General features: G+C 69.7%; 18 protein-coding genes. 16 read left to right on the forward strand and 2 right to left on the reverse strand.

The window, feature by feature from the left end:
- The first annotated feature begins 204 nt into the window (after positions 1-204).
- From AB0J78_RS02000 to AB0J78_RS02045, 10 genes are all read left to right on the forward strand, one after another.
- A complete protein-coding gene (locus tag AB0J78_RS02000; protein ID WP_363785977.1) occupies positions 205-1,344 on the forward strand; it encodes an Ig-like domain-containing protein in 1,140 nt (379 codons plus the stop codon).
- A gap of 263 nt (positions 1,345-1,607) precedes the next feature.
- Entirely contained in the window at positions 1,608-2,882 is a 1,275-nt protein-coding gene (mshA, locus tag AB0J78_RS02005; protein ID WP_363785978.1) for a D-inositol-3-phosphate glycosyltransferase, read from the forward strand.
- Positions 2,879-3,361, forward strand: coding sequence for a YbjN domain-containing protein (locus tag AB0J78_RS02010; RefSeq protein WP_363785979.1), 483 nt, complete (start codon positions 2,879-2,881; stop codon positions 3,359-3,361). The genes mshA and AB0J78_RS02010 overlap by 4 nt, the downstream gene beginning before the upstream one ends.
- Before the next feature lie 693 nt (positions 3,362-4,054).
- Entirely contained in the window at positions 4,055-4,798 is a 744-nt protein-coding gene (locus AB0J78_RS02015) for a phosphoglyceromutase (protein WP_363785981.1), read from the forward strand.
- A 293-nt stretch (positions 4,799-5,091) separates the two neighbouring features.
- The gene (locus AB0J78_RS02020) at positions 5,092-6,288 is read left to right on the forward strand and encodes an ATP-binding protein (RefSeq protein WP_363786393.1); all 1,197 of its coding nucleotides are present in this window, start codon (positions 5,092-5,094) and stop codon (positions 6,286-6,288) included.
- Positions 6,285-6,965, forward strand: a complete 681-nt coding sequence (locus AB0J78_RS02025; RefSeq protein WP_132621411.1) for a response regulator transcription factor — start codon at positions 6,285-6,287, stop codon at positions 6,963-6,965. The genes AB0J78_RS02020 and AB0J78_RS02025 overlap by 4 nt, the downstream gene beginning before the upstream one ends.
- Before the next feature lie 132 nt (positions 6,966-7,097).
- Positions 7,098-8,189 (forward strand): Ppx/GppA phosphatase family protein, encoded by a 1,092-nt coding sequence (locus AB0J78_RS02030; RefSeq protein ID WP_363785983.1) that lies wholly within the window; start codon positions 7,098-7,100, stop codon positions 8,187-8,189.
- Positions 8,186-9,361: a hypothetical protein gene (locus AB0J78_RS02035; protein ID WP_363785985.1), complete on the forward strand. Its 1,176-nt coding sequence runs from the start codon at positions 8,186-8,188 to the stop codon at positions 9,359-9,361. The genes AB0J78_RS02030 and AB0J78_RS02035 overlap by 4 nt, the downstream gene beginning before the upstream one ends.
- 105 nt (positions 9,362-9,466) lie before the next feature.
- Positions 9,467-10,327, forward strand: a complete 861-nt coding sequence (locus AB0J78_RS02040) for a sugar phosphate isomerase/epimerase (protein ID WP_363785987.1) — start codon at positions 9,467-9,469, stop codon at positions 10,325-10,327.
- Between the two features lie 101 nt (positions 10,328-10,428).
- Positions 10,429-11,214 carry a thioesterase family protein gene (locus AB0J78_RS02045; RefSeq protein ID WP_363785989.1) on the forward strand — a complete coding sequence of 262 codons (786 nt, stop codon included), beginning with the start codon at positions 10,429-10,431 and terminating at the stop codon, positions 11,212-11,214.
- A gap of 51 nt (positions 11,215-11,265) precedes the next feature.
- Here AB0J78_RS02045 and AB0J78_RS02050 read toward each other — a convergent pair whose 3' ends face one another.
- Positions 11,266-12,894, reverse strand: coding sequence for a long-chain fatty acid--CoA ligase (locus AB0J78_RS02050; protein ID WP_363785991.1), 1,629 nt, complete (start codon positions 12,892-12,894; stop codon positions 11,266-11,268).
- A 140-nt stretch (positions 12,895-13,034) separates the two neighbouring features.
- Between AB0J78_RS02050 and proC the strand changes: the two genes are divergently transcribed.
- The 6 genes from proC (at position 13,035) to AB0J78_RS02080 (ending at position 17,330) form a co-directional block, all read left to right on the forward strand.
- Positions 13,035-13,844, forward strand: coding sequence for a pyrroline-5-carboxylate reductase (proC, locus tag AB0J78_RS02055; RefSeq protein ID WP_363785993.1), 810 nt, complete (start codon positions 13,035-13,037; stop codon positions 13,842-13,844).
- Positions 13,845-14,158: 314 nt separating this feature from the next.
- Positions 14,159-14,383 (forward strand): helix-turn-helix domain-containing protein, encoded by a 225-nt coding sequence (locus tag AB0J78_RS02060; RefSeq protein WP_132621425.1) that lies wholly within the window; start codon positions 14,159-14,161, stop codon positions 14,381-14,383.
- 182 nt (positions 14,384-14,565) lie between these two features.
- Entirely contained in the window at positions 14,566-14,667 is a 102-nt protein-coding gene (locus tag AB0J78_RS02065) for an AURKAIP1/COX24 domain-containing protein (RefSeq protein WP_010241351.1), read from the forward strand.
- Between the two features lie 146 nt (positions 14,668-14,813).
- Positions 14,814-15,848 (forward strand): NAD-dependent epimerase/dehydratase family protein, encoded by a 1,035-nt coding sequence (locus AB0J78_RS02070; RefSeq protein WP_363785996.1) that lies wholly within the window; start codon positions 14,814-14,816, stop codon positions 15,846-15,848.
- A 23-nt stretch (positions 15,849-15,871) separates the two neighbouring features.
- Positions 15,872-16,780: a lysophospholipid acyltransferase family protein gene (locus AB0J78_RS02075; protein WP_363785998.1), complete on the forward strand. Its 909-nt coding sequence runs from the start codon at positions 15,872-15,874 to the stop codon at positions 16,778-16,780.
- Positions 16,781-16,922: 142 nt separating this feature from the next.
- Entirely contained in the window at positions 16,923-17,330 is a 408-nt protein-coding gene (locus AB0J78_RS02080) for a VOC family protein (RefSeq protein ID WP_363786000.1), read from the forward strand.
- A gap of 207 nt (positions 17,331-17,537) precedes the next feature.
- Here AB0J78_RS02080 and AB0J78_RS02085 read toward each other — a convergent pair whose 3' ends face one another.
- Positions 17,538-18,425 carry an HAD-IB family hydrolase gene (locus AB0J78_RS02085; protein WP_363786395.1) on the reverse strand — a complete coding sequence of 296 codons (888 nt, stop codon included), beginning with the start codon at positions 18,423-18,425 and terminating at the stop codon, positions 17,538-17,540.
- Between the last annotated feature and the right edge of the window lie 38 nt (positions 18,426-18,463).

Genomic DNA, 18,463 nt, shown 5'->3' on the forward strand with positions numbered 1-18,463 from the left:
GCTGGTTGACGTGTGGTTCAGCGGTTGTGATGCGATGCACAGCGAGGTTCGGACATCTTTTGGTTCCTTCGCGCGTCTTTAATGGTGGGGCGAGGGGAAATCGTCGGCTGAAGGAGAAGTGGGCCGGTTCCGCTTTTCCGGCGATGTCCCATTCATCATGGTTTGACTCAATTTCAGAGAGGACTTTTCAAAGTGAGTGGTGTGATGCGGCTGCCTTGGCGCGTGTTGTTGGGGGCGCTGGCGGCCGTCCTGCTGATCTCGGGCTGTTCCGCGCAACCGCCGGGGCAGTCCGAACCCGCTCCGCCGGTCGCCGCGGTCCACTTCGAACCGGGTGCCGGTGCGGGTGAGGTCAGTCCGACCGCTCCGATCAAGGCCACGGTCGAGCAGGGCCGTTTCGAATCCGTCCAGCTGACCAACGGCGACGGCAAGGCCGTCGCCGGGCAGCTGTCCGCGGACGGCAGGACGTGGCAGGCCGGCGAGGCGCTCGGCTACGGCAAGGACTACACCTGGTCCGGCCAGGCCGTCGGCACCGACGGGAAGAAGGCGCCGGTGCGGGGCTCCTTCCGGACCGTGCAGCCGAAGAAGACGGTTCGCGCGACCGTGAACCCGACCGACGACGCCCAGGTCGGCGTCGCGATGCCGATCAGCGTCAAGTTCGACGAGCCGGTCAAGGACAAGGCCGCCGCCGAGCGGGCGCTGAGCGTGCAGACCTCCACGCCGGTCGAGGGCTCGTGGGCGTGGCTGTCGGACAAGCAGGTCGACTACCGGCCCAAGGAGTACTGGCCGGCCAACACCCACGTGACGGTCAAGGCCGACCTCTACGGCGTTCCCTACGGCAACGGCGCCTACGGCCTTGCTGATCTGACCAGCGAGTTCGACATCGGCCGCGCGCAGATCGTCAAGGCCGCGGTGGGCACCCACCAGATGGTCGTGATGCGCGACGGGCAGCAGGTCGCCAGCTACCCGGCCAGCTTCGGCGAGGAGTACGACCCGGGGCGCAACACCCCGAACGGCACCTACATCGTGATGCAGAAGAACCCGGTCGAGATCATGGACAACCCGCGCTACGGCTACCGCGACGTGCGCAAGACCTGGGCCGCGCGGTTCTCCAACCACGGCGAGTTCATCCACGAGAACCAGGAGAACGCCGCCGCGCTGGGCAAGGTGAACAACTCGCACGGCTGCATCAACCTCAGCGCCGCCGACGCCAAGGCCTACTACGACAGCGCCCTGCTGGGCGACCCCGTCGAGGTCACGGGCTCGGCCAGCTCGATGGAGCCCCGCTACGACGTCTACGACTGGATCCTCACCTGGGACCAGTGGACGGCGAAGTCCGCTCTCTAGTCGGATGCGCTCGTTCCGCGCAGGGTTGCGAGGAGAAATCGGCTTCGCCGCTCGACTGCACGGCTGCTGTGACGGAAGCCACCGAGTGGCGGCGGAGTTGAGGGCTTCGCCGCCCCTTGGCGGTAGCGTCGAGCGTTGGCTCCGAGGTTTCGCCGGCTCGACGGGAATGTTTCAGCGGCGCGCGATGTCGGAGTTGATCAGCGTCCGAACGACTCGGGCGGACCGGCTTGCGAGGGCAGCAGATGACTTCCAGGACATTACGCATGCGGCCTCGCCGCGCCGCCGTCTTCTCGTTGCACACCTCCCCGCTGGAGCAGCCCGGTACCGGTGACGCCGGCGGGATGAACGTCTACATCGCTCAGACCTCCCGGCGGTTGGCCGAGCTCGGCACCGAGGTGGAGATCTTCACCCGCGCCACCTCCTCCGACATCCCGCCGATCGCGGAACTGGCCCCCGGGGTGCTGGTCCGCAACGTGGTGGCGGGGCCGTTCGAGGGCCTGGACAAGAACGAGCTCCCCTCGCAGCTGTGCGCGTTCGCCGCAGGCGCGCTGCGGGTGGAGGCCCGGCACGAACCCGGTTACTACGACCTCGTGCACTCGCACTACTGGCTGTCCGGGCAGGTCGGCTGGCTGGCGCGGGAGCGCTGGGGCGTGCCGCTGGTGCACACCGCGCACACCCTGGCGAAGGTCAAGAACGCCAACCTCGCCGAAGGGGATTCGCCGGAACCGCGGGTCCGCGTGCTGGGCGAGGAGCAGATCGTCGATCAGGCCGACATGCTGGTCGCCAACACCGAGTTCGAGGCCACCGATCTCGTCGACCGCTACGACGCCGATCCGGACGCGGTCGCGACCATCCCGCCCGGTGTGGACCTGGACGTCTTCACCCCCGGCGACGGTGTCGCTGCCCGCGATCAGCTGGGCGTTCCGGCAGACGCGCTGGTGCTGGCGTTCATCGGCCGGATCCAGCCGCTGAAGGCCCCGGACGTGCTGCTGCGCGCGGCCGCCGAGCTGCTGGGCCGTCGTCCCGAACTGCGCGAGCGGCTGGTCGTGCTGGTCGTCGGCGGACCCTCCGGCAGCGGGTTGGAGCGGCCCCGGGCGTTGCAGCAGCTGGCGGTGGACCTGGGCATCGACGACGTGGTGCGCTTCCTCCCGCCGCGTGGCGGGGCGGAGCTCGCGCAGGTCTACCGGGCCGCCGACGTGGTGGCGGTGCCCAGCCACAACGAGTCGTTCGGCCTGGTCGCGCTGGAGGCGCAGGCGTGCGGCACTCCGGTCGTGGCGGCGGAGGTCGGCGGTCTGCCGGTCGCGGTCCGCGACGGTGTTTCGGGACTGCTCGTCGACGGGCACCGCACCGGGCAGTGGGCCGACGCACTCGGTTCGGTCGTGCTGGACCGCGGTTTGCGGGAGCGGTTGGCGAGCAACGCCCGCGAGCACGCGACCACGTTCTCCTGGGCGCGCACGACCGAGTCGCTGCTCGACGCCTACGCGCAGGCCAAACTGGCCTTCAACCGGAGTCTGCGGATCGAGGAGGTGACGGCGTGAACCCCGAGCAGGTCATCACGTCCACGCTGGAGGCCAACGAGCTCGGCTACCAGGACAAGGGCGGCAGCCGGTTCTTCGTCACGCTGCCCGGCGCCAAGAAGCTGCAGACCAACTGCTGGCTCATCGTCGCCGAGCACGCGCTGCTCATCGAGGCGTTCGTCTGCAGGCAGCCGGACGAGGCGCACGAGGACGTCTACCGCTACCTGCTGCGCCGCAACGCCAAGCTCTACGGCGTCCACTACACGATCGACAAGTCCGGCGACATCTACCTGGTGGGCCGCATCGGTCTCCACGCGGTCACCGAGGAAGAGCTGGACAGGGTCCTGGGCCAGGTCCTGGAAGCGGCGGACGGGGACTTCAACACCCTCCTGGAACTCGGCTTCGCCACGGCCATCCGCAGGGAGTGGGCCTGGCGCGAGTCCAGAGGAGAGTCCCTGGCCAACCTCCAACCCTTCAAACAACTGGTGCAAGAAGACTGAGGCCCCCACCCGTCAGGCAAGCGGCGAAGCCGCTTCCACTCTCACCACCCGAGCAACAGGCTCCCCCCCCCGTCAGGCAAGCGCCGAAGGCGCTTTCTCAGTGCCCCACCTGAGCAGCCGGCACCGCCGGGGGTTCTGAGCGGTGCTGTGGCGAGCACGCCGCGACGCCGTGTATTGGCATACATCAGGAGTGGCGCGCGGAGTCCACAGCGCCGGTCAGGTTCCCCTACCCGCACCGCCCCGCAAAACGACCACGATCAGAACCAAGAGAAAAACCCCCACGAGGGGGGCGGCTCGGGAGAGAGGGGGAGTCACGAGCTCGAGCCGCCCCACCACGCTGGTCCCGCCTGACGGGTCTGGAGGGCGGGGGGCACCCTGGACCCGGCGGGGTGCGGTTCGTTGGGGGAGCTGAACCGCGTTTCTCGCTCTCGCTGGATCGGGGAGTGCGTGGGAGCCGATCAAGGAGAGCATTGCCAACTTCGCAGAGTTATGTAGCCGCCACAAGGCTGCCGCATTACTCCATTCGTGTGATGTTCGGAAAGAAAACTAGAGCAGGAGCCCTGGAGAGGGCCATATCTTCCACGGAAAGTGACGACCGACACGGTCGTGTCACAGTCGTACGGTGATCGAGTAACTCTCGGGTGAAGCTCACAACCTCGCTGCCCTGCTCAGGTGTGCGGATAGCCTGGGGCCATGACTTCGACTTTGGTGCTGCTGCGGCACGGTGAGAGCACGTGGAACGCCGAGAACCTGTTCACGGGCTGGGTGGACGTCCCGCTGTCGGACAAGGGCCAGGCCGAGGCCAAGCGCGGCGGCGAGCTGCTGCGCGAGGCGGGTGCGCTGCCGGACGTGCTGCACACCTCGCTGCTGCGGCGCGCGATCTCCACCGCGAACATCGCCCTCGACGGCGCTGACCGTCACTGGATCCCGGTCAAGCGCGACTGGCGGCTCAACGAGCGCCACTACGGCGCTCTGCAGGGCAAGAACAAGAAGCAGACGCTGGACACCTACGGCGAGGAGCAGTTCATGCTCTGGCGCCGTTCCTACGACACCCCGCCGCCGGAGATCGAGCTCGGCGACGAGTTCAGCCAGGACTCCGACCCGCGCTACGCGGACCTCGGCGCCGACATGCCGCGCACGGAGTGCCTCAAGGACGTCGTGGCCCGGCTGCTGCCGTACTGGGAGTCGGCGATCGTCCCGGACCTCCAGGCCGGCAAGACCGTGCTGGTCGCCGCGCACGGCAACTCGCTGCGCGCGCTGGTCAAGCACCTGGACGGGATCTCCGACGAGAGCATCGCGGGGTTGAACATCCCCACCGGCATCCCGCTGCGCTACGACCTCGACGAGAACTTCAAGCCCACCAACCCGGGCGGCACCTACCTGGACCCGGAGGCCGCCGCGAAGGCCGCCGCCGCCGTGGCGAACCAGGGCCGCTGAGCCGCAGACAGCGGTGGAGGGCGCCCCGGCACGTAGCCGAGGTGCCCTCCACGCGTCACCCACGTGGGTGAGGAGTGGCGAAAAATCGCCCACTCGGGGAACGGAGCGCTACCGAGGCTCGGTCGGTAGCTGAACCCGCTCCGAGCAGGGGGTGAACCAGAGGTGAAGAACGGCCCGATTCGTGTCACGGGCGTCACTGAACGCCCTCGTGGACTGGCCCTTCCCCACCCGCGCTTGCTTACGATGCAGATGTGACCGCTTTGGGCTACACCGCCCTGATCATCGCCGCGCTCCTGCTGGGCGCGGTCGGCGGATTCTTGGCAGCCGGAGGATCCCGGCCCTACCGCAAGTCCCAGCCGCAGGGCCCCACCGTCGCAGAGCTCCTCCAGCGCCAGGTGCACACCAGCACCAGCGGTGTCGTGCTGCTCAACCGCTTCGGCGACGTGGTGCTGCACAACCCGCGCGCTGCCGAGCTGGGCGTGATCCACGACTACCGAGCCGACCCCCGGGCGCAGAAGGCCGCTGAACAGGCGCGCAAGACCGGGGAGACGGTGACCGTCGACCTCTGCCCGCTGGACGGGCGCGCCTCGCTGGCCGGACGCGGTCCGGCCGCCGTGATCGGCGACGTCCGCCCGCTCGGCGACGGCTTCACCGTCGTCGACGCCGCGGACCAGTCCGACTCGGTGCGGCTGGAGGCGACCCGGCGGGACTTCGTGGCCAACGTCAGCCACGAGCTCAAGACGCCGGTGGGCGCGCTGGCGCTGCTGGCCGAGGCGCTGCTCGACACCGCCGAGGACCCGGAAGAGGTCCGGCGCTTCTCCACCAAGATCCTGCACGAGTCGACCCGCCTCGGGACGCTCGTCTCCGAGCTGATCGCGCTGTCCCGCCTGCAGGGCGCGGAGCGGCTGCCGGAGCTCAACTCGATCGAGGTGGACGAGGTCGTCGAGGAGGCGCTGGGCCGGTCCCGGCTGGCCGCCGAGTCCGCCGGCATCGAGATCGCGGTGGACGGGCCGTCCGGGTACCTCCTGGAAGGCGACCGGGCGCTGCTGGTCACCGCGCTGACCAACCTGATCACCAACGCGGTCAACTACTCGTCCCACGGGAGCCCGGTGTCGATCTCGCGCCGGTTGTCCGAGGACTTCGTCGAGATCGCGGTCACCGACCGCGGTATCGGGATCGAACCCGAACACCACGAAAGGGTGTTCGAGCGGTTCTTCCGGGTGGATCCCGCTCGCTCGCGGGCCACCGGCGGTACAGGTTTGGGGCTGGCCATCGTCAAGCACGTCGCCGCGAACCACGGAGGCGAGGTGAAGCTGTGGAGCAGGCCGGGGACGGGTTCCACCTTCACCATCCGCGTGCCCAGGCACGGCACGGGCGAGTTCGACGGTGATGAGGCGACCACCGAACCGGATCGTGCGGCACCAGCCGCGCGGTCGATCACCGAAAGCGCGGACGGCGTGACAACCGTCGAAACGGGAGGAGTCCGGTGACCAGAGTGTTGATCGTGGAGGACGAGGAGTCCTTCGCCGACCCACTTGCCTTCCTGCTCCGCAAGGAGGGCTTCACGGCCGCCGTCGCGACCAACGGCACCGATGCCCTGGACGAGTTCGACCGCAACGGTGCGGACATAGTGCTGCTGGACCTGATGCTGCCCGGGATGAGCGGCACCGACGTGTGCAAGCAGCTGCGGCAGCGTTCCGCGGTCCCGGTGATCATGGTGACCGCGCGCGACAGCGAGATCGACAAGGTCGTGGGTCTGGAGCTGGGAGCGGACGACTACGTCACCAAGCCCTACTCGGCGCGCGAGCTGATCGCCCGCGTGCGCGCCGTGCTGCGCCGCCGCGGTGAGGCCGAGGAGCTGCAGCCGCAGGTGCTGGCGGCGGGCCCCGTCCGGCTGGACGTCGAGCGGCACGTGGTGACCGTCGAGGGCGAGGACGTGAGCCTGCCGCTCAAGGAGTTCGACCTCCTGGAGTACCTGCTGCGCAACGTCGGCCGGGTGCTCACCCGCGGTCAGCTCATCGACCGGGTGTGGGGTGCGGACTACGTCGGCGACACCAAGACCCTCGACGTGCACGTCAAGCGGCTTCGCTCGAAGGTCGAACCGGACCCGGCGGACCCGCGCTACCTGATCACGGTGCGTGGTCTTGGCTACAAGTTCGAGGCCTGAGCCGGGCGCGCGGGACCGGTCGCATCCCCGAGGGGCTGCTGACCTGGTGGCGGGCGTGTTCGGAGTGTTCCGGAACGCAGTTTCCCGCCCACCTGACGCCCCGGCGCATGCGCAGCCGGTAATTTGTCGGTCATGCGCCTAGGGGTCCTCGACGTCGGATCCAACACCGTCCACCTGCTCGTGGTGGACGCGCACCGTGGTGCGCATCCGACCCCGATGACATCGGAGAAGACCGTGCTGCGGCTCGCCGAGCGGATCGGTGCGCACCAAGGGCGGCTCTCCGACGACGACGCCGACGAACTGATCCGGACCATCGCCGAAGCCCGGGATTCGGCCGTGGCGGCCGGTTGCGACGAGCTGATGGCCTTCGCGACCTCGGCGATCCGCGACGCGGACAACGCCGTGGAGGTCCTGGAGCGGCTGCGCACCGAGACCGGGGTCGAGCTGGAGGTGCTGCCGGGCGAGGACGAGGCCCGCTACACCTTCCTCGCGGCCCGCCGCTGGTACGGCTGGTCGGCGGGCAACCTGCTGCTGCTGGACATCGGCGGCGGTTCGCTGGAGATGGCGCTGGGCATCGACGAGCATCCGGACCTCGCCGTCTCGCTGCCGCTGGGCGCGGGACGGATGAGCCGCACGATGCTCAAGGACCCGCCGAAGCAGGACGAGATCAAGAAGGCGCGGGACTGGCTGGAGGGCCAGCTGGCGCCCACCGCCAAGAAGTTCCGCAAGCTGGCCCGGCCGGACCGGGTGGTGGCGTCGTCGAAGACGTTCCGCTCGCTGGCCCGGCTGACCGGCGCCGCACCGTCCTCGGCGGGGCAGCGCGTGTCGCGCACGCTGACCGACACGGGGCTGCGGCAGCTCTTGGCGTTCATCACACGCATGTCCTCCAGCGACCTCGCCGCGCTCGACGGTGTGAGCTCCGCGCGGTCGCACCAGCTCGTCGGAGGTGCGCTGGTCGCGGAGGCCGCGATGAAGGCCTTAGGCGTCACCGAACTCGAGATCTGCCCGTGGGCGCTGCGCGAGGGAGTCATCCTTCGGCGGCTGGACCACACCAACGGAGATAGTCACACTGCGTTCAAGAGCGGCGTTCCGGTGCGTGCGGGGGGCACGGAAGGGCTCGTGCCGGCGCAGGAGAATGCGTCCGGCCCGACACGGGATGAAACCGAGGCACCGGTGGACGGAACTGGACTGCGAACGCGGCACGGGGCACGGTGGGAACGATGAGTCGGGACAGCGGGGCGGACCAGCCCACCCAGCGCACCGTTGCAGAGCTGCTCGCCGAGTACGGCGGCAGCTCGGAGAAGAGCTCCCGGCGCCGGCGCAGGAAGGCCGAGGACCCGACCGAGACGGCGCCTCAGGAGATCATCAACCGGGTGCTGTCCGACAGCGGCAAGATGCGCGCGGTCAAGCCGGACGAGGAGCCGCCGACCAGCCGCAGGCAGTCGGGTCCGGCCTCCTCCCCGCCCCAGGCGGCTCCGGCGAGCCCACCGCCCGCTCAGCCTCCGGCGGCCCAACCTCCGGCGGCACCACCAGCGGCCCAACCTCCGGCCGCCCAGGCTCCGGCCCCCCAAGCTCCGGCAGCGCAGCCTCCGGCTCCCCAGCCTCCGGCCTCTCAGCCCCCGGCGAAGCCGCCGCAGGCCTCCGGGCCGGTGTCGCCGCCCAGCACGCCCGCGCGCCCCGCGGCCGAACCGCCGGCCGAGTCCGGCGGCGCCGGTTACTGGGCGCAGCGCTTCGGCAGCACGGGCAGCGCCTCCTCGACCCCGCCGGCGCCCTCCGCGCCGAGCAGCGACGCCGAGGCGACCATCCGGCAGCCCGCGCTGCCGGCCCCGCCCGCTCGGTCGGGGCCGCCGATGGCGCCCGCAGGCCCGCCGCAGCTGCCGGAGAACTTCACCGAGCAGCTGCCGCGCATCGACGGCGGTGCTGATCAGGCGTACCCGGCGCAGACCGCCGAGCCCAACGCCGATCCGTACGACTACGAGTCCTTCGACGACTCCGAGCAGAGCTACTCCGGTGCCTACGAGCAGCCCTACGACGAGCCGTACGACCAGGCCTACGACGAGGACTACGACACCTCGGCGCCCGCCGGGCTGAGCGACGACTACGACCCCGACGACGAGGTCGACCGCCCGCCGTCGGCGGGCAAGGAGTGGGGCACGCTCGCCCTGCAGGGCGTCCTCGGCCTGGTCGGCGGAGGTGCCGTGTGGGTGGGTTTCCGCTGGTTGTGGATCAACGCGACCCTCGCCGCGTTCGGCGCGGCCCTGGTGTTCACCGGCCTTTTGGTGCTCGTTGCGTGGAAGTTCTTCCGCACCAACGATCTGCAGACCATCCTGCTCTCGGTGCTGGTCGGCCTGTTCTGCACGGTGTCGCCGGCCGCGTTGCTGTTGATCAATCAGTGAGAGGTTGTCGGTGTTGGCTCGGACAGGTGAACGCCGGGCGGTGCGAGGCCGGACGACCCACCGCCGCGCAACCTCACCGAGGTCGTGGGTCATGCTTGGTTCGAGATGACGGGACAACCATCGCGGTCTGAGCGCCAGGACACCCCCGGGCGGATTCCGGTGGGGCTGTCCAGCGCCTCGGTGTGGCCGCAACCTGCTCGCGCGGCCTTCGAGATGTCCGCCGACCTCGGTTTCGACGGGGTCGAGGTGATGGTCTGGGCCGATGCGGTCAGCCAGGACGTCGACGCGCTGAGCCGGTTGTCGCAGCAGCACGGGGTGCCGGTGCTCGCGGTGCACGCGCCCTGCCTGCTGATCACCCAGCGGGTCTGGTCGCCGGAACCCGAGGAACGCCTGCGCAGGGCCGTGGTCGTGGCCGGCGAGCTGGGCGCTTCGACGGTCGTGGTGCACCCGCCGTTCCGCTGGCAGCGCCGGTACGCCGACGCCTTCCCGGAGCTGGTCGAGGAGCTGGAGGAGATCAGCGGCCTCAAGATCGCGGTGGAGAACATGTTCCCGCTGCGCCCGCCGAACACGCTGAACCGGCTCCGCAGCAACCGGAGCAACGGGCTCTCGGCGTTCAAGCCCTCACCGGACCCCACCGACGTGGGCTTCCGCAACTACACGCTGGACCTCTCGCACGCGGCCGCGGCTCACGTGGACGCCATCGAGCTGCTCAAGCGGATGCGCGACGGCCTCGCGCACGTCCACCTCGCCGACGGCACCGGCGCCTCCCGCGACGAGCACCTGCTGCCCGGCCAGGGCAGCCAGCCGTGCGCGGAGGTCTGCGAGGCGCTGGCGGCCGACGGCTACGACGGTTCGGTGGTGCTGGAGGTCAACACCCGCAAGGCGCGGAATCCCCAGCAACGAGCGGAAATACTCGCCGAAGCGCTGCTGTTCGCCCGTCTGCACCTGGAACCGCTGGGAGCTTAGGGCCGCTAACCGATACCTGATGATCAACTTCGGGCAAGGTCATTAGAATCGTCGACCATGAACTCGTTGCGCGTAGTGGGCGTTCGACCGGTGGATCGCACGTGACCGAGGTCCAGGATCCGTTCTCCGCGGCCACTTCGGTGCGTTCGCTCGGCGACGGCAGTTACGTCGCGAACCTCCACCCGGATTGGGCTGTCGGTGACAACCCGCACGGCGGGTACTTGCTGGCACTGCTCACCAGAGCCGTCAGCGACGGCAGCGGGCTCGAACCGCTGTCGATCAGCGCGCAGTACCTGCGCCCGCCGCGCGTCGGGCCGGTGATGATCCGGTTGCAGCCGCTCAAGACCGGCAAGACCGTCACAGTGGTGCGCGCGGCGCTGGAGCAGCGCGGTCAGGTGTGCGTCGACGCGACGGTCACCGCGGGACGGATGCCCGCGGCCGAGCCCGAGTGGTCGGATCTCCCGTCAATGCCGGTCAACCCGCCGCCGGACGCCATCGACCTCAGCCAGTCCACGAGGTTCTTCCACCTCGCCGAGGTCTGCGACATGCGGCTGGACCCGAACACGGCCGAGTTCCTCAACGGCGGCACCGGTGAGCCCCGCTACCGGATGTGGGTCAGGCCCCGCGAGGGCCAGCCCGACCTGCTGTTCGGCCTGGTCGCGGGGGATCTCACGGTTCCGGTCACGCTGAACATGGGCCGCTTCGGCTGGGCGCCGACGGTGCAGCTGACCGCCTACCTGCGCGCTCACCCCGCCAACGGGTGGCTGCGCATGCTGGTCGACTGCCGGGCCGTGCACGGCCAGTGGTTCGACGAGGACGTCCAGGTCATCGACTCGGTCGGCCGCCTCATCTGCCAGGCCCGCCAGCTCGCCCTGTCCCCCTCCTGACGCGGGAGCGAGGGCGGGGACGCCCGCCCGTCCCCGCCCTCGCCGCCTCGATCAGGTGAGGTGGATGACGTCGAGATCGCCTTCGGAGTGCTGCTTGCGGAGGCGCTTCTTGTCGAACTTGCCGACGCTGGTCTTCGGCGCCTCGGTGATGAACGTCCAGTACTCGGGCAGCTGCCAGCGCGCGACCGAACCCGACAGGAACTCGCGGAGCTCCGCCGCGTCGGCGGTCTCGCCCTCGCGCAGCACCACCGCCACCAGCGGGCGCTCCGACCACTTCTCGTCCGGGACGCCGATGACCATCGCCTCGGCCACCGCGGGATGCGCCATGACCTGGTTCTCCAGCTCCACCGATGAGATCCACTCGCCGCCGGACTTGATGACGTCCTTGGCCCGGTCGGTCAGGTGCAGGAAGCCCTCGGGCGTCAGGTAGCCGACGTCGCCGGTGCGCAGCCAGCCGTCGTGGAACTTCTCCGGATCGTCGTCGCCGTAGTAGGCCTCGGCGACCCACGGGCCGCGAACCTCCAGCTCACCGACGCTCTGCCCGTCCCACTGCAGGAACCGGCCGTCGTCGTCGACGAGCCGCGCCTCCACCGAGGCCGGCAGCCGCCCCTGACTCACGCGGTAGGCCCACTGGTCCTCGCCGGTGACTCCGGCGGGTGGCCGGGCGAGGCTGCCCAGCGGCGAGGTCTCGGTCATGCCCCAGGCGTGCACGACCGTGATGCCGTACTCCTCCTGGAAGGTCCGCATCATCGCAGGTGGGCACGCCGAACCGCCGATCACGACCTCGCGCAGCGAGGAGATGTCGCGGGGCTCCTTCTCCAGCTCGGCGAGCACGCCCTGCCAGATGGTCGGCACGGCCGCGGCCATCGTCGGGCGCTCGGCGGCCATCATCGCCACCAGCGGTTCGGGCTGCAGGAACCGGTCCGGCATGATCATGGAGGCGCCGACCATGAACGCCGCGTAGGGCAGGCCCCACGACATCGCGTGGAACATCGGCACCACCGCGAGACCCCGGTCGCCCTGCTCCAGGGCCATCCCGTCGGTCATGCACACCTGCATCGAGTGCAGGTAGATCGAGCGGTGCGAGTAGACGACGCCCTTGGGGTTGGCGGTGGTCCCGGACGTGTAACACATCGCGGCGGCGGAGCGCTCGTCCAGCTCGGGCCAGTCGAACTCCTCCGGCTGCCCGGCCAGCAGGTCCGCGTAGCCGTGCACCTCGACGCCCGCTGGTGCGTCCAGGGCGCTCGCATCACCGCCGACCACGACCGCGTGCCGGACGGTCTTCATCTCGGGCAGCAGCTTGGCGAACAGCGGCAGCAGGGTGTGGTCGACCAGCACCACGTGGTCCTCGGCGTGGTTGGCGACGTAGACCAGCTGCTCGGGGAACAGGCGGATGTTGAGGGTGTGCAGCACCGCGCCCATGGACGGCACCGCGAGGTAGGCGGTCAGGTGCTCGGCGTTGTTCCACATGAACGTGCCGACGCGCTGGTCACCGGTGACGCCCAGTCCGCGCAGCGCATGCGCCAGCTGCGCGGCTTCCCGGCCGATCTGGGCGTACCCGCTGCGCCGGGGCTCGGCGCCGGTCCAGGTCACGACCTCGGCGGTGGCACCGTGCGGACCGGTTCCCTGCCGCATGATCCGGGCGATCGAGAGGGGGCCGTCGTTCATCGTGCTCAACATGGTCGAAGCTCCTTCGCTGTGGGGGTCGCGTGGCGGCGGCGGGGTGAAAGACCTTCGATGTGTGGTGCGAAACACAGTAGCGGCCGGTGCGGGTCAACGGGAGGGGTCGACACGCAGCGTGGTCTGGCACCCTGAGCCTCATGACGACCATCGCCGTGCTCGGAGCCGGAAAGATCGGAGAAGCCCTGCTCTCGGGCTTGATCAAAGCCGGACGGGCCCCGTCCGATCTGCTGTTCACCGAGCGCTTCCCGACTCGTGCCGAGGAGCTGACCAAGACCTACGGCATCTCGCACGTCGACGTGCCCACGGCGGTGCAGCGCGCGGACGTGATCGTGGTGGCGGTCAAGCCGCAGGACATCGAGCCGCTGCTGGACGAGATGGCGCCGAAGATCCCGGGCGGCAAGCTGGTCGTGTCGCTGTGCGCGGGTCTGCCGACGAAGCTGTTCGAGCGCAGGTTGCCCGAGGGCACGGCGGTCGTCCGGGTCATGCCGAACACCCCGATGCTGGTCGGCGAGGCCATGGCCGCCATCTCCGGTGGCGCGCACGCCGCGGATCGGGACCTGGACCTCGTCGAGGAGCTGCTGGGCAGCGTCGGCAAGGTCGCGAGGGTTCCGGAGAGCCAGCAGGACGCGGTCACCGCGCTGTCGGGCTCCGGTCCCGCCTACTTCTTCTACCTGGTCGAGGCCATGATCGACGCCGGGATCCTGCTGGGCATCCCGCGCGCCACCGCCGCCGACCTCATCGTCCAGTCCGCGGTCGGCGCGGCGGCCATGCTCCGCGAGGGCGGCGGGCACCCGGTCATGCTCCGCGAAGCGGTCACCTCCCCGGCGGGCACCACCATCGCAGGCATCCGCGAGCTGGAGAAGCACGGAGTCCGAGCAGCCCTCATCGACGCCATCGAAGCAGCCCGAGACCGCTCGATCGAACTCGGCAAAGCCCACGAAGACTGACGTCAGGCAACCGGCGAAGCCGGTTCCTCAGTGCCCCACCCTCGCAACCGGCACCGCCGCGGGTTCTGAGCGGTGCTGTGGCGAGCACGCCGCGACGCCGTGTATTGGCATGCATCAGGAGTGGCGCGCGGAGTCCACAGCGCCGCTCAGGTTCCGCCACCCGCACCGCCCAACAAGCCAACCGGCAACCTAAGAGGCAAAAGTCAACTCAACAATTGTTGTGTGTCCCGTTAGTCTCGATGGAGCACGTGCGTGAGGTTTCCGGCGGACGGGGAAGCCGCCGGGGGCGACACGTGTGGAGGGCACGGTGAAGCATGTCTGCGAACTCCGAACCCGGGCGCCAGGCACCGCCGAGCATGGGCCAGGTGCGGTTCCTCACCGTCGCCGAGGTGGCCAAGCTGATGCGGGTGTCGAAGATGACGGTCTACCGGCTCGTGCACGCCGGCGAGCTGCCCGCCGCCAGGGTGGGCCGCTCGTTCCGCGTGGCCGAGAAGGACGTCCACGCCTACCTCGAACACGCCTACTACGACGCGGGTTGAGCCGCTCTCGAAGATCACCCCCAGGCCCGCCCCGGGGGTGATCGAAGCGCGCTTGCCGGACCACGGCGGCAGGGCCCAGACCAGGGCAGGTAAAGTTTTGGGTTGGTCGTGCCTGATGCGCTCCTGGCAGCTGCTCCGGCACGGAAGACGTTCGAACCGCCGTCAAGAGTGAAGGAGTCCGCATGGGCTCGGTCATCAAGAAGCGCCGCAAGCGTATGTCCAAGAAGAAGCACCGCAAGCTGCTTCGCAAGACGCGCGTCCAGCGTCGCAAGTTGGGCAAGTGATCTGACCAAATCCGCCGTCGACCCTCGGAGTCGACGGCGGTTTTGCTTTTTCGACCCCGCCCGGTAACGCCGTGCTGGCTGGTAGGAGGCGGGTCCGCCTGTAGCATCGATCTCTGGCGGCACTCCTTCGACTGCGCGGGGTGAACATGGGGCCGAAAGTCGTGCTGGTGACGGGTGTCAGCCGCTTCCTGGGCGGTCACCTGGCGGCGCGGCTGGCGGCCGACCCGGCGATCGACCGGGTGCTGGGCGTGGACACGGTCCAGCCCGGCCGCGACCTGATGCGGCGGATGGGGCGCACCGAGTTCGTGCGCGCCGACATCCGCAACCCGCTGATCAGCAAGGTGATCAACAACGCCGGGGTCGACACCGTCGTGCACGCGGCGATCAACACGCACACGGGTCCCGGTGGCCGGACGACGCTCAAGGACATGAACGTCATCGGCTCCATGCAGCTGCTGGCGGCCTGCCAGCAGTCGCCCCGGGTCCGCAAGGTCGTGGTGCGCTCCACCTGCGCCGTCTACGGGTCCAGCTCCCGCGATCCCGCGGTGTTCACCGAGGACATCGAGCCGAAGGACCTGCCGTCGTCCGGTTACGCCAAGGACGCCGTGGAGATCGAGGGCTACGTGCGCGGCTTCGGCCGTCGCCGGCCCGACGTGGACGTCACGACGCTGCGGTTCTCGAACCTGATCGGTCCGCGCATCGACGCGATGCTGGCCCGCTACTTCATGCTGCCGGTGGTGCCCACCATCCTCGGTTTTGACGCGCGCTTCCAGCTGCTGCACTCCGAGGACGCGCTGGCCGTGCTGGAGCGCGCGACGCTGGGCGACAAGACCGGCGTCTACAACGTGGCCGGTGACGGGGTGCTGATGCTGTCGCAGGCGATCCGCCGGGCGGGCCGGGTGGCGCTGCCGCTGCCGAGCCCGTCGGTGCCCGCCGTGACGCAGCTGTTCCGCAGCGCCCGGCTGGTGGACTTCTCCCCGGAGCAGCTGCGCTTCCTCAACTTCGGCCGGGTGCTGGACACCACGCGGCTCCGTGAGACCTTCGGGTTCACCCCGCGCTGGACCACCCAGCAGGCGTTCGACGACTTCGTGCGCGGACGCGGCCTGCGCCCGGTGGTGGAACCGGAGAACATCATGGCGGTGGAGCGGCGCGCCGGAGAACTGCTTTCGAGACTGCGGTGAGCGGAAGGCGAGACGGAGGCGCGATGGCCGATGCGCAGGTGATCCCGTTGCGACCGGAGAACGGCGATCGGATTCCCCCCACCCCGGACGAGCCGGGCTGGGAGGAAGCCGTCATCGACGTGCTCGCCTTCGCCCGACGTCGGCTGCTCGGCGACTACCGGGTCGACGAGTTCGGCTTCGACGAGGAGCTCACCGACGAGGTCTTCCTGAGGCTGATCCGCCCGTTCTACGAGAAGTGGTTCCGGGTGGAGACCATCGGCGCGCACAACGTTCCGGATGACGGCGCGCTGGTCGTCGCCAACCACTCGGGCACCTTGCCGTGGGACGCGCTGATGACCACGGTCGCGCTGCACGACCACCACCCCGCCGAGCGGCACCTGCGGATGCTGGGCGCGGACCTGGTGTTCCGCATGCCGATGCTGGGCGCGGTGGCCCGCAAGGCCGGGCACACGCTGGCCTGCAACCCCGACGCCGAGCGGTTGCTGACCGGCGGGGAGATCGTCGGGGTGTGGCCGGAGGGCTTCAAGGGCATCGGCAAACCGTTCAAGGACCGCTACAAGCTGCAGCGCTTCGGCCGCGGCGGTTTCGTCTCGGCCGCGCTGCGCACCGGCGCGCCGATCATCCCTTGCGCGATCGTGGGAGCCGAGGAGATCTACCCGAAGCTGGCGGACCTGAAGCCGATCGCCCGGCTGCTGGGTCTGCCCTACTTCCCGGTGACGCCGCTGTTCCCGCACTTCGGTCCGCTGGGCGCGGTGCCGCTCCCCTCGAAGTGGTACATCGAGTTCGGTGAGCCGATCGAGACCTCCGGGTACCCGGAGGGCGCGGCGGACGATCCGATGCTGGTGTTCGGCCTGTCCGACCAGGTCAGGGAGATCATCCAGCACACGCTCTACCGGCTGTTGTCGCAGCGCACCAACGTCTTCCTCGGTTGATGTCCACCCGGACTGATGATCCGGGGCCGCCGGGCGTGCGTGGGGCGTCGCCGCGTGACGAGGATGTAGCGGGCCGGCGCGGCGGGCGGGGATGCCGCCGCGCCGGCTCATTCGCACCCCTAAGTGCAGGAGGCGATTCACCGTGGCGAAGCTCAACCCGTACCTGCAGTTCAACGGCGACGCCAAGCAGGCGTTGGAGTTCTACCGGTCGGTGCTCGGCGGGGAACTGGCGCTCAACACCTATGGTCAGTTCGGTCAGGCCGAAGGCCCCTCCGCGGACAAGATCATGCACGGCAACCTGATCACGCAGCTCGGTTTCACGCTGATGGCGGCCGACGCCCCGCCGGACATGCCCACCCAGTCCGGCAGCAACTTCTCGATCAGCATCAGCGGCGATTCGGACGACGCCGACGCGCTGCGCGGCTACTTCATCAAGCTGGCCGAAGGCGGCCAGGTCCTCGTCCCGCTGGAGAAGCAGATGTGGGGCGATGAGTTCGGGATGTGCACCGACCGGCACGGCGTCAACTGGATGGTCGACATTGCAGGTTGAGTGTCGTCGGTTTGCGTGGCGTTGCGGGTGAGGGAAACCCCCGGACGGGGAAGGCGCAGACGTCCTCTGGTTCCGGGATCCGCGACTTGAGCACGTCCAATGCGCGGCGCTGCGGCTGTCCTCGCCAGAGGACGTCTGAGAACCCCCGGCGGTGCGAGTTGCTTGCTCGGGGTGCTGCGAGAGTACCTTCACCGCCTGCGGTGCTGGTCAGGATCGGTCTCGGCGGCGGTAGGCGAGGCCTGCTGCGACCGCGCCCGCTGCCGCGCCCGCGCCGAGCATGGAGTTGAGGCCGATGCGGACGGCCTTGCGGCCGGTGCGGAAGTCGCGGACCTCCCAGTCCCGGGCGCGGGCGATCTCGCGCAGCCGCTGGTCCGGGTTGACCGCCACCGCGGTGCCCACGACCGACAGCATCGGGATGTCGTTGGCCGAGTCCGAGTAGGCGGTGCAGCGGCGCAGGTCCAGGCCTTCGCTGGCGGCGATCGCGCGCACCGCGTGCGCCTTGGCGCGGCCGTGCAGCATCTCGCCGACCAGGCGGCCGGTGTAGATGCCGTCCTCGCTCTCGGAGACCGTGCCCAGGGCGCCGGTCAGGCCGAGCCGCCGGGCGATGATCGAGGCCAGCTCCACGGGGGTGGCGGTGACCAGCCACACCCGTTGCCCGGCGTCGAGGTGCATCTGCGCGAGCGCGCGGGTGCCCGCCCAGATCCGGTCGGCCATCAGCTCGTCGTAGATCTCCTCGCTGAGGTTGACCAGCTCCTCGACGCTGCGCCCGGCGACGAAGGACAGCGCCTGCTCGCGGCTGGCCTGGATGTCCTGCGGGTTCTCCCGGCCACCGATCCGGAACTTCAGCTGCTGCCAGGCGAACCCGGCCAGGTCACCCGGGTTGAAGAACTTCCGGGCGGCGAGGCCTCGCGCGAAGTGGAACAGCGAGGCGCCCATCATCATCGTGTTGTCGACGTCGAAGAACGCCGCCGCAGTCAGGTCCGGCGGTGTCGTGAGCGTCCCGTCCTGAACCGGGGCGGCCGCAACCGCCGCCTCAGCTGAGGCGCGACCCGCTACTTTCGCGCTGTCGATCTGCTCTGTGCTGGACGTGCGCATGCCGTTGTGGTCCGCGTCATCGGCCGAGCCCTGCCGTG

This window comes from Saccharopolyspora sp. NPDC049426 (assembly GCF_040676935.1).
In the GTDB taxonomy this organism is placed as follows: Bacteria; Actinomycetota; Actinomycetes; order Mycobacteriales; family Pseudonocardiaceae; genus Saccharopolyspora.

What these genes read in the sequence shown, in the direction of transcription:
- AB0J78_RS02050 (WP_363785991.1), bottom strand. Translation starts at nt 12,894, where the DNA reads ATGTTGAGCACGATGAACGACGGCCCCCTCTCGATCGCCCGGATCATG.
- AB0J78_RS02070 (WP_363785996.1), top strand. Translation starts at nt 14,814, where the DNA reads ATGGGGCCGAAAGTCGTGCTGGTGACGGGTGTCAGCCGCTTCCTGGGC.
- AB0J78_RS02065 (WP_010241351.1), top strand. Translation starts at nt 14,566, where the DNA reads ATGGGCTCGGTCATCAAGAAGCGCCGCAAGCGTATGTCCAAGAAGAAG.
- AB0J78_RS02040 (WP_363785987.1), top strand. Translation starts at nt 9,467, where the DNA reads ATGACGGGACAACCATCGCGGTCTGAGCGCCAGGACACCCCCGGGCGG.
- AB0J78_RS02035 (WP_363785985.1), top strand. Translation starts at nt 8,186, where the DNA reads ATGAGTCGGGACAGCGGGGCGGACCAGCCCACCCAGCGCACCGTTGCA.
- AB0J78_RS02000 (WP_363785977.1), top strand. Translation starts at nt 205, where the DNA reads ATGCGGCTGCCTTGGCGCGTGTTGTTGGGGGCGCTGGCGGCCGTCCTG.
- AB0J78_RS02015 (WP_363785981.1), top strand. Translation starts at nt 4,055, where the DNA reads ATGACTTCGACTTTGGTGCTGCTGCGGCACGGTGAGAGCACGTGGAAC.
- proC (WP_363785993.1), top strand. Translation starts at nt 13,035, where the DNA reads ATGACGACCATCGCCGTGCTCGGAGCCGGAAAGATCGGAGAAGCCCTG.
- AB0J78_RS02085 (WP_363786395.1), bottom strand. Translation starts at nt 18,425, where the DNA reads ATGCGCACGTCCAGCACAGAGCAGATCGACAGCGCGAAAGTAGCGGGT.
- AB0J78_RS02075 (WP_363785998.1), top strand. Translation starts at nt 15,872, where the DNA reads ATGGCCGATGCGCAGGTGATCCCGTTGCGACCGGAGAACGGCGATCGG.
- AB0J78_RS02060 (WP_132621425.1), top strand. Translation starts at nt 14,159, where the DNA reads ATGTCTGCGAACTCCGAACCCGGGCGCCAGGCACCGCCGAGCATGGGC.
- mshA (WP_363785978.1), top strand. Translation starts at nt 1,608, where the DNA reads ATGCGGCCTCGCCGCGCCGCCGTCTTCTCGTTGCACACCTCCCCGCTG.
- AB0J78_RS02030 (WP_363785983.1), top strand. Translation starts at nt 7,098, where the DNA reads ATGCGCCTAGGGGTCCTCGACGTCGGATCCAACACCGTCCACCTGCTC.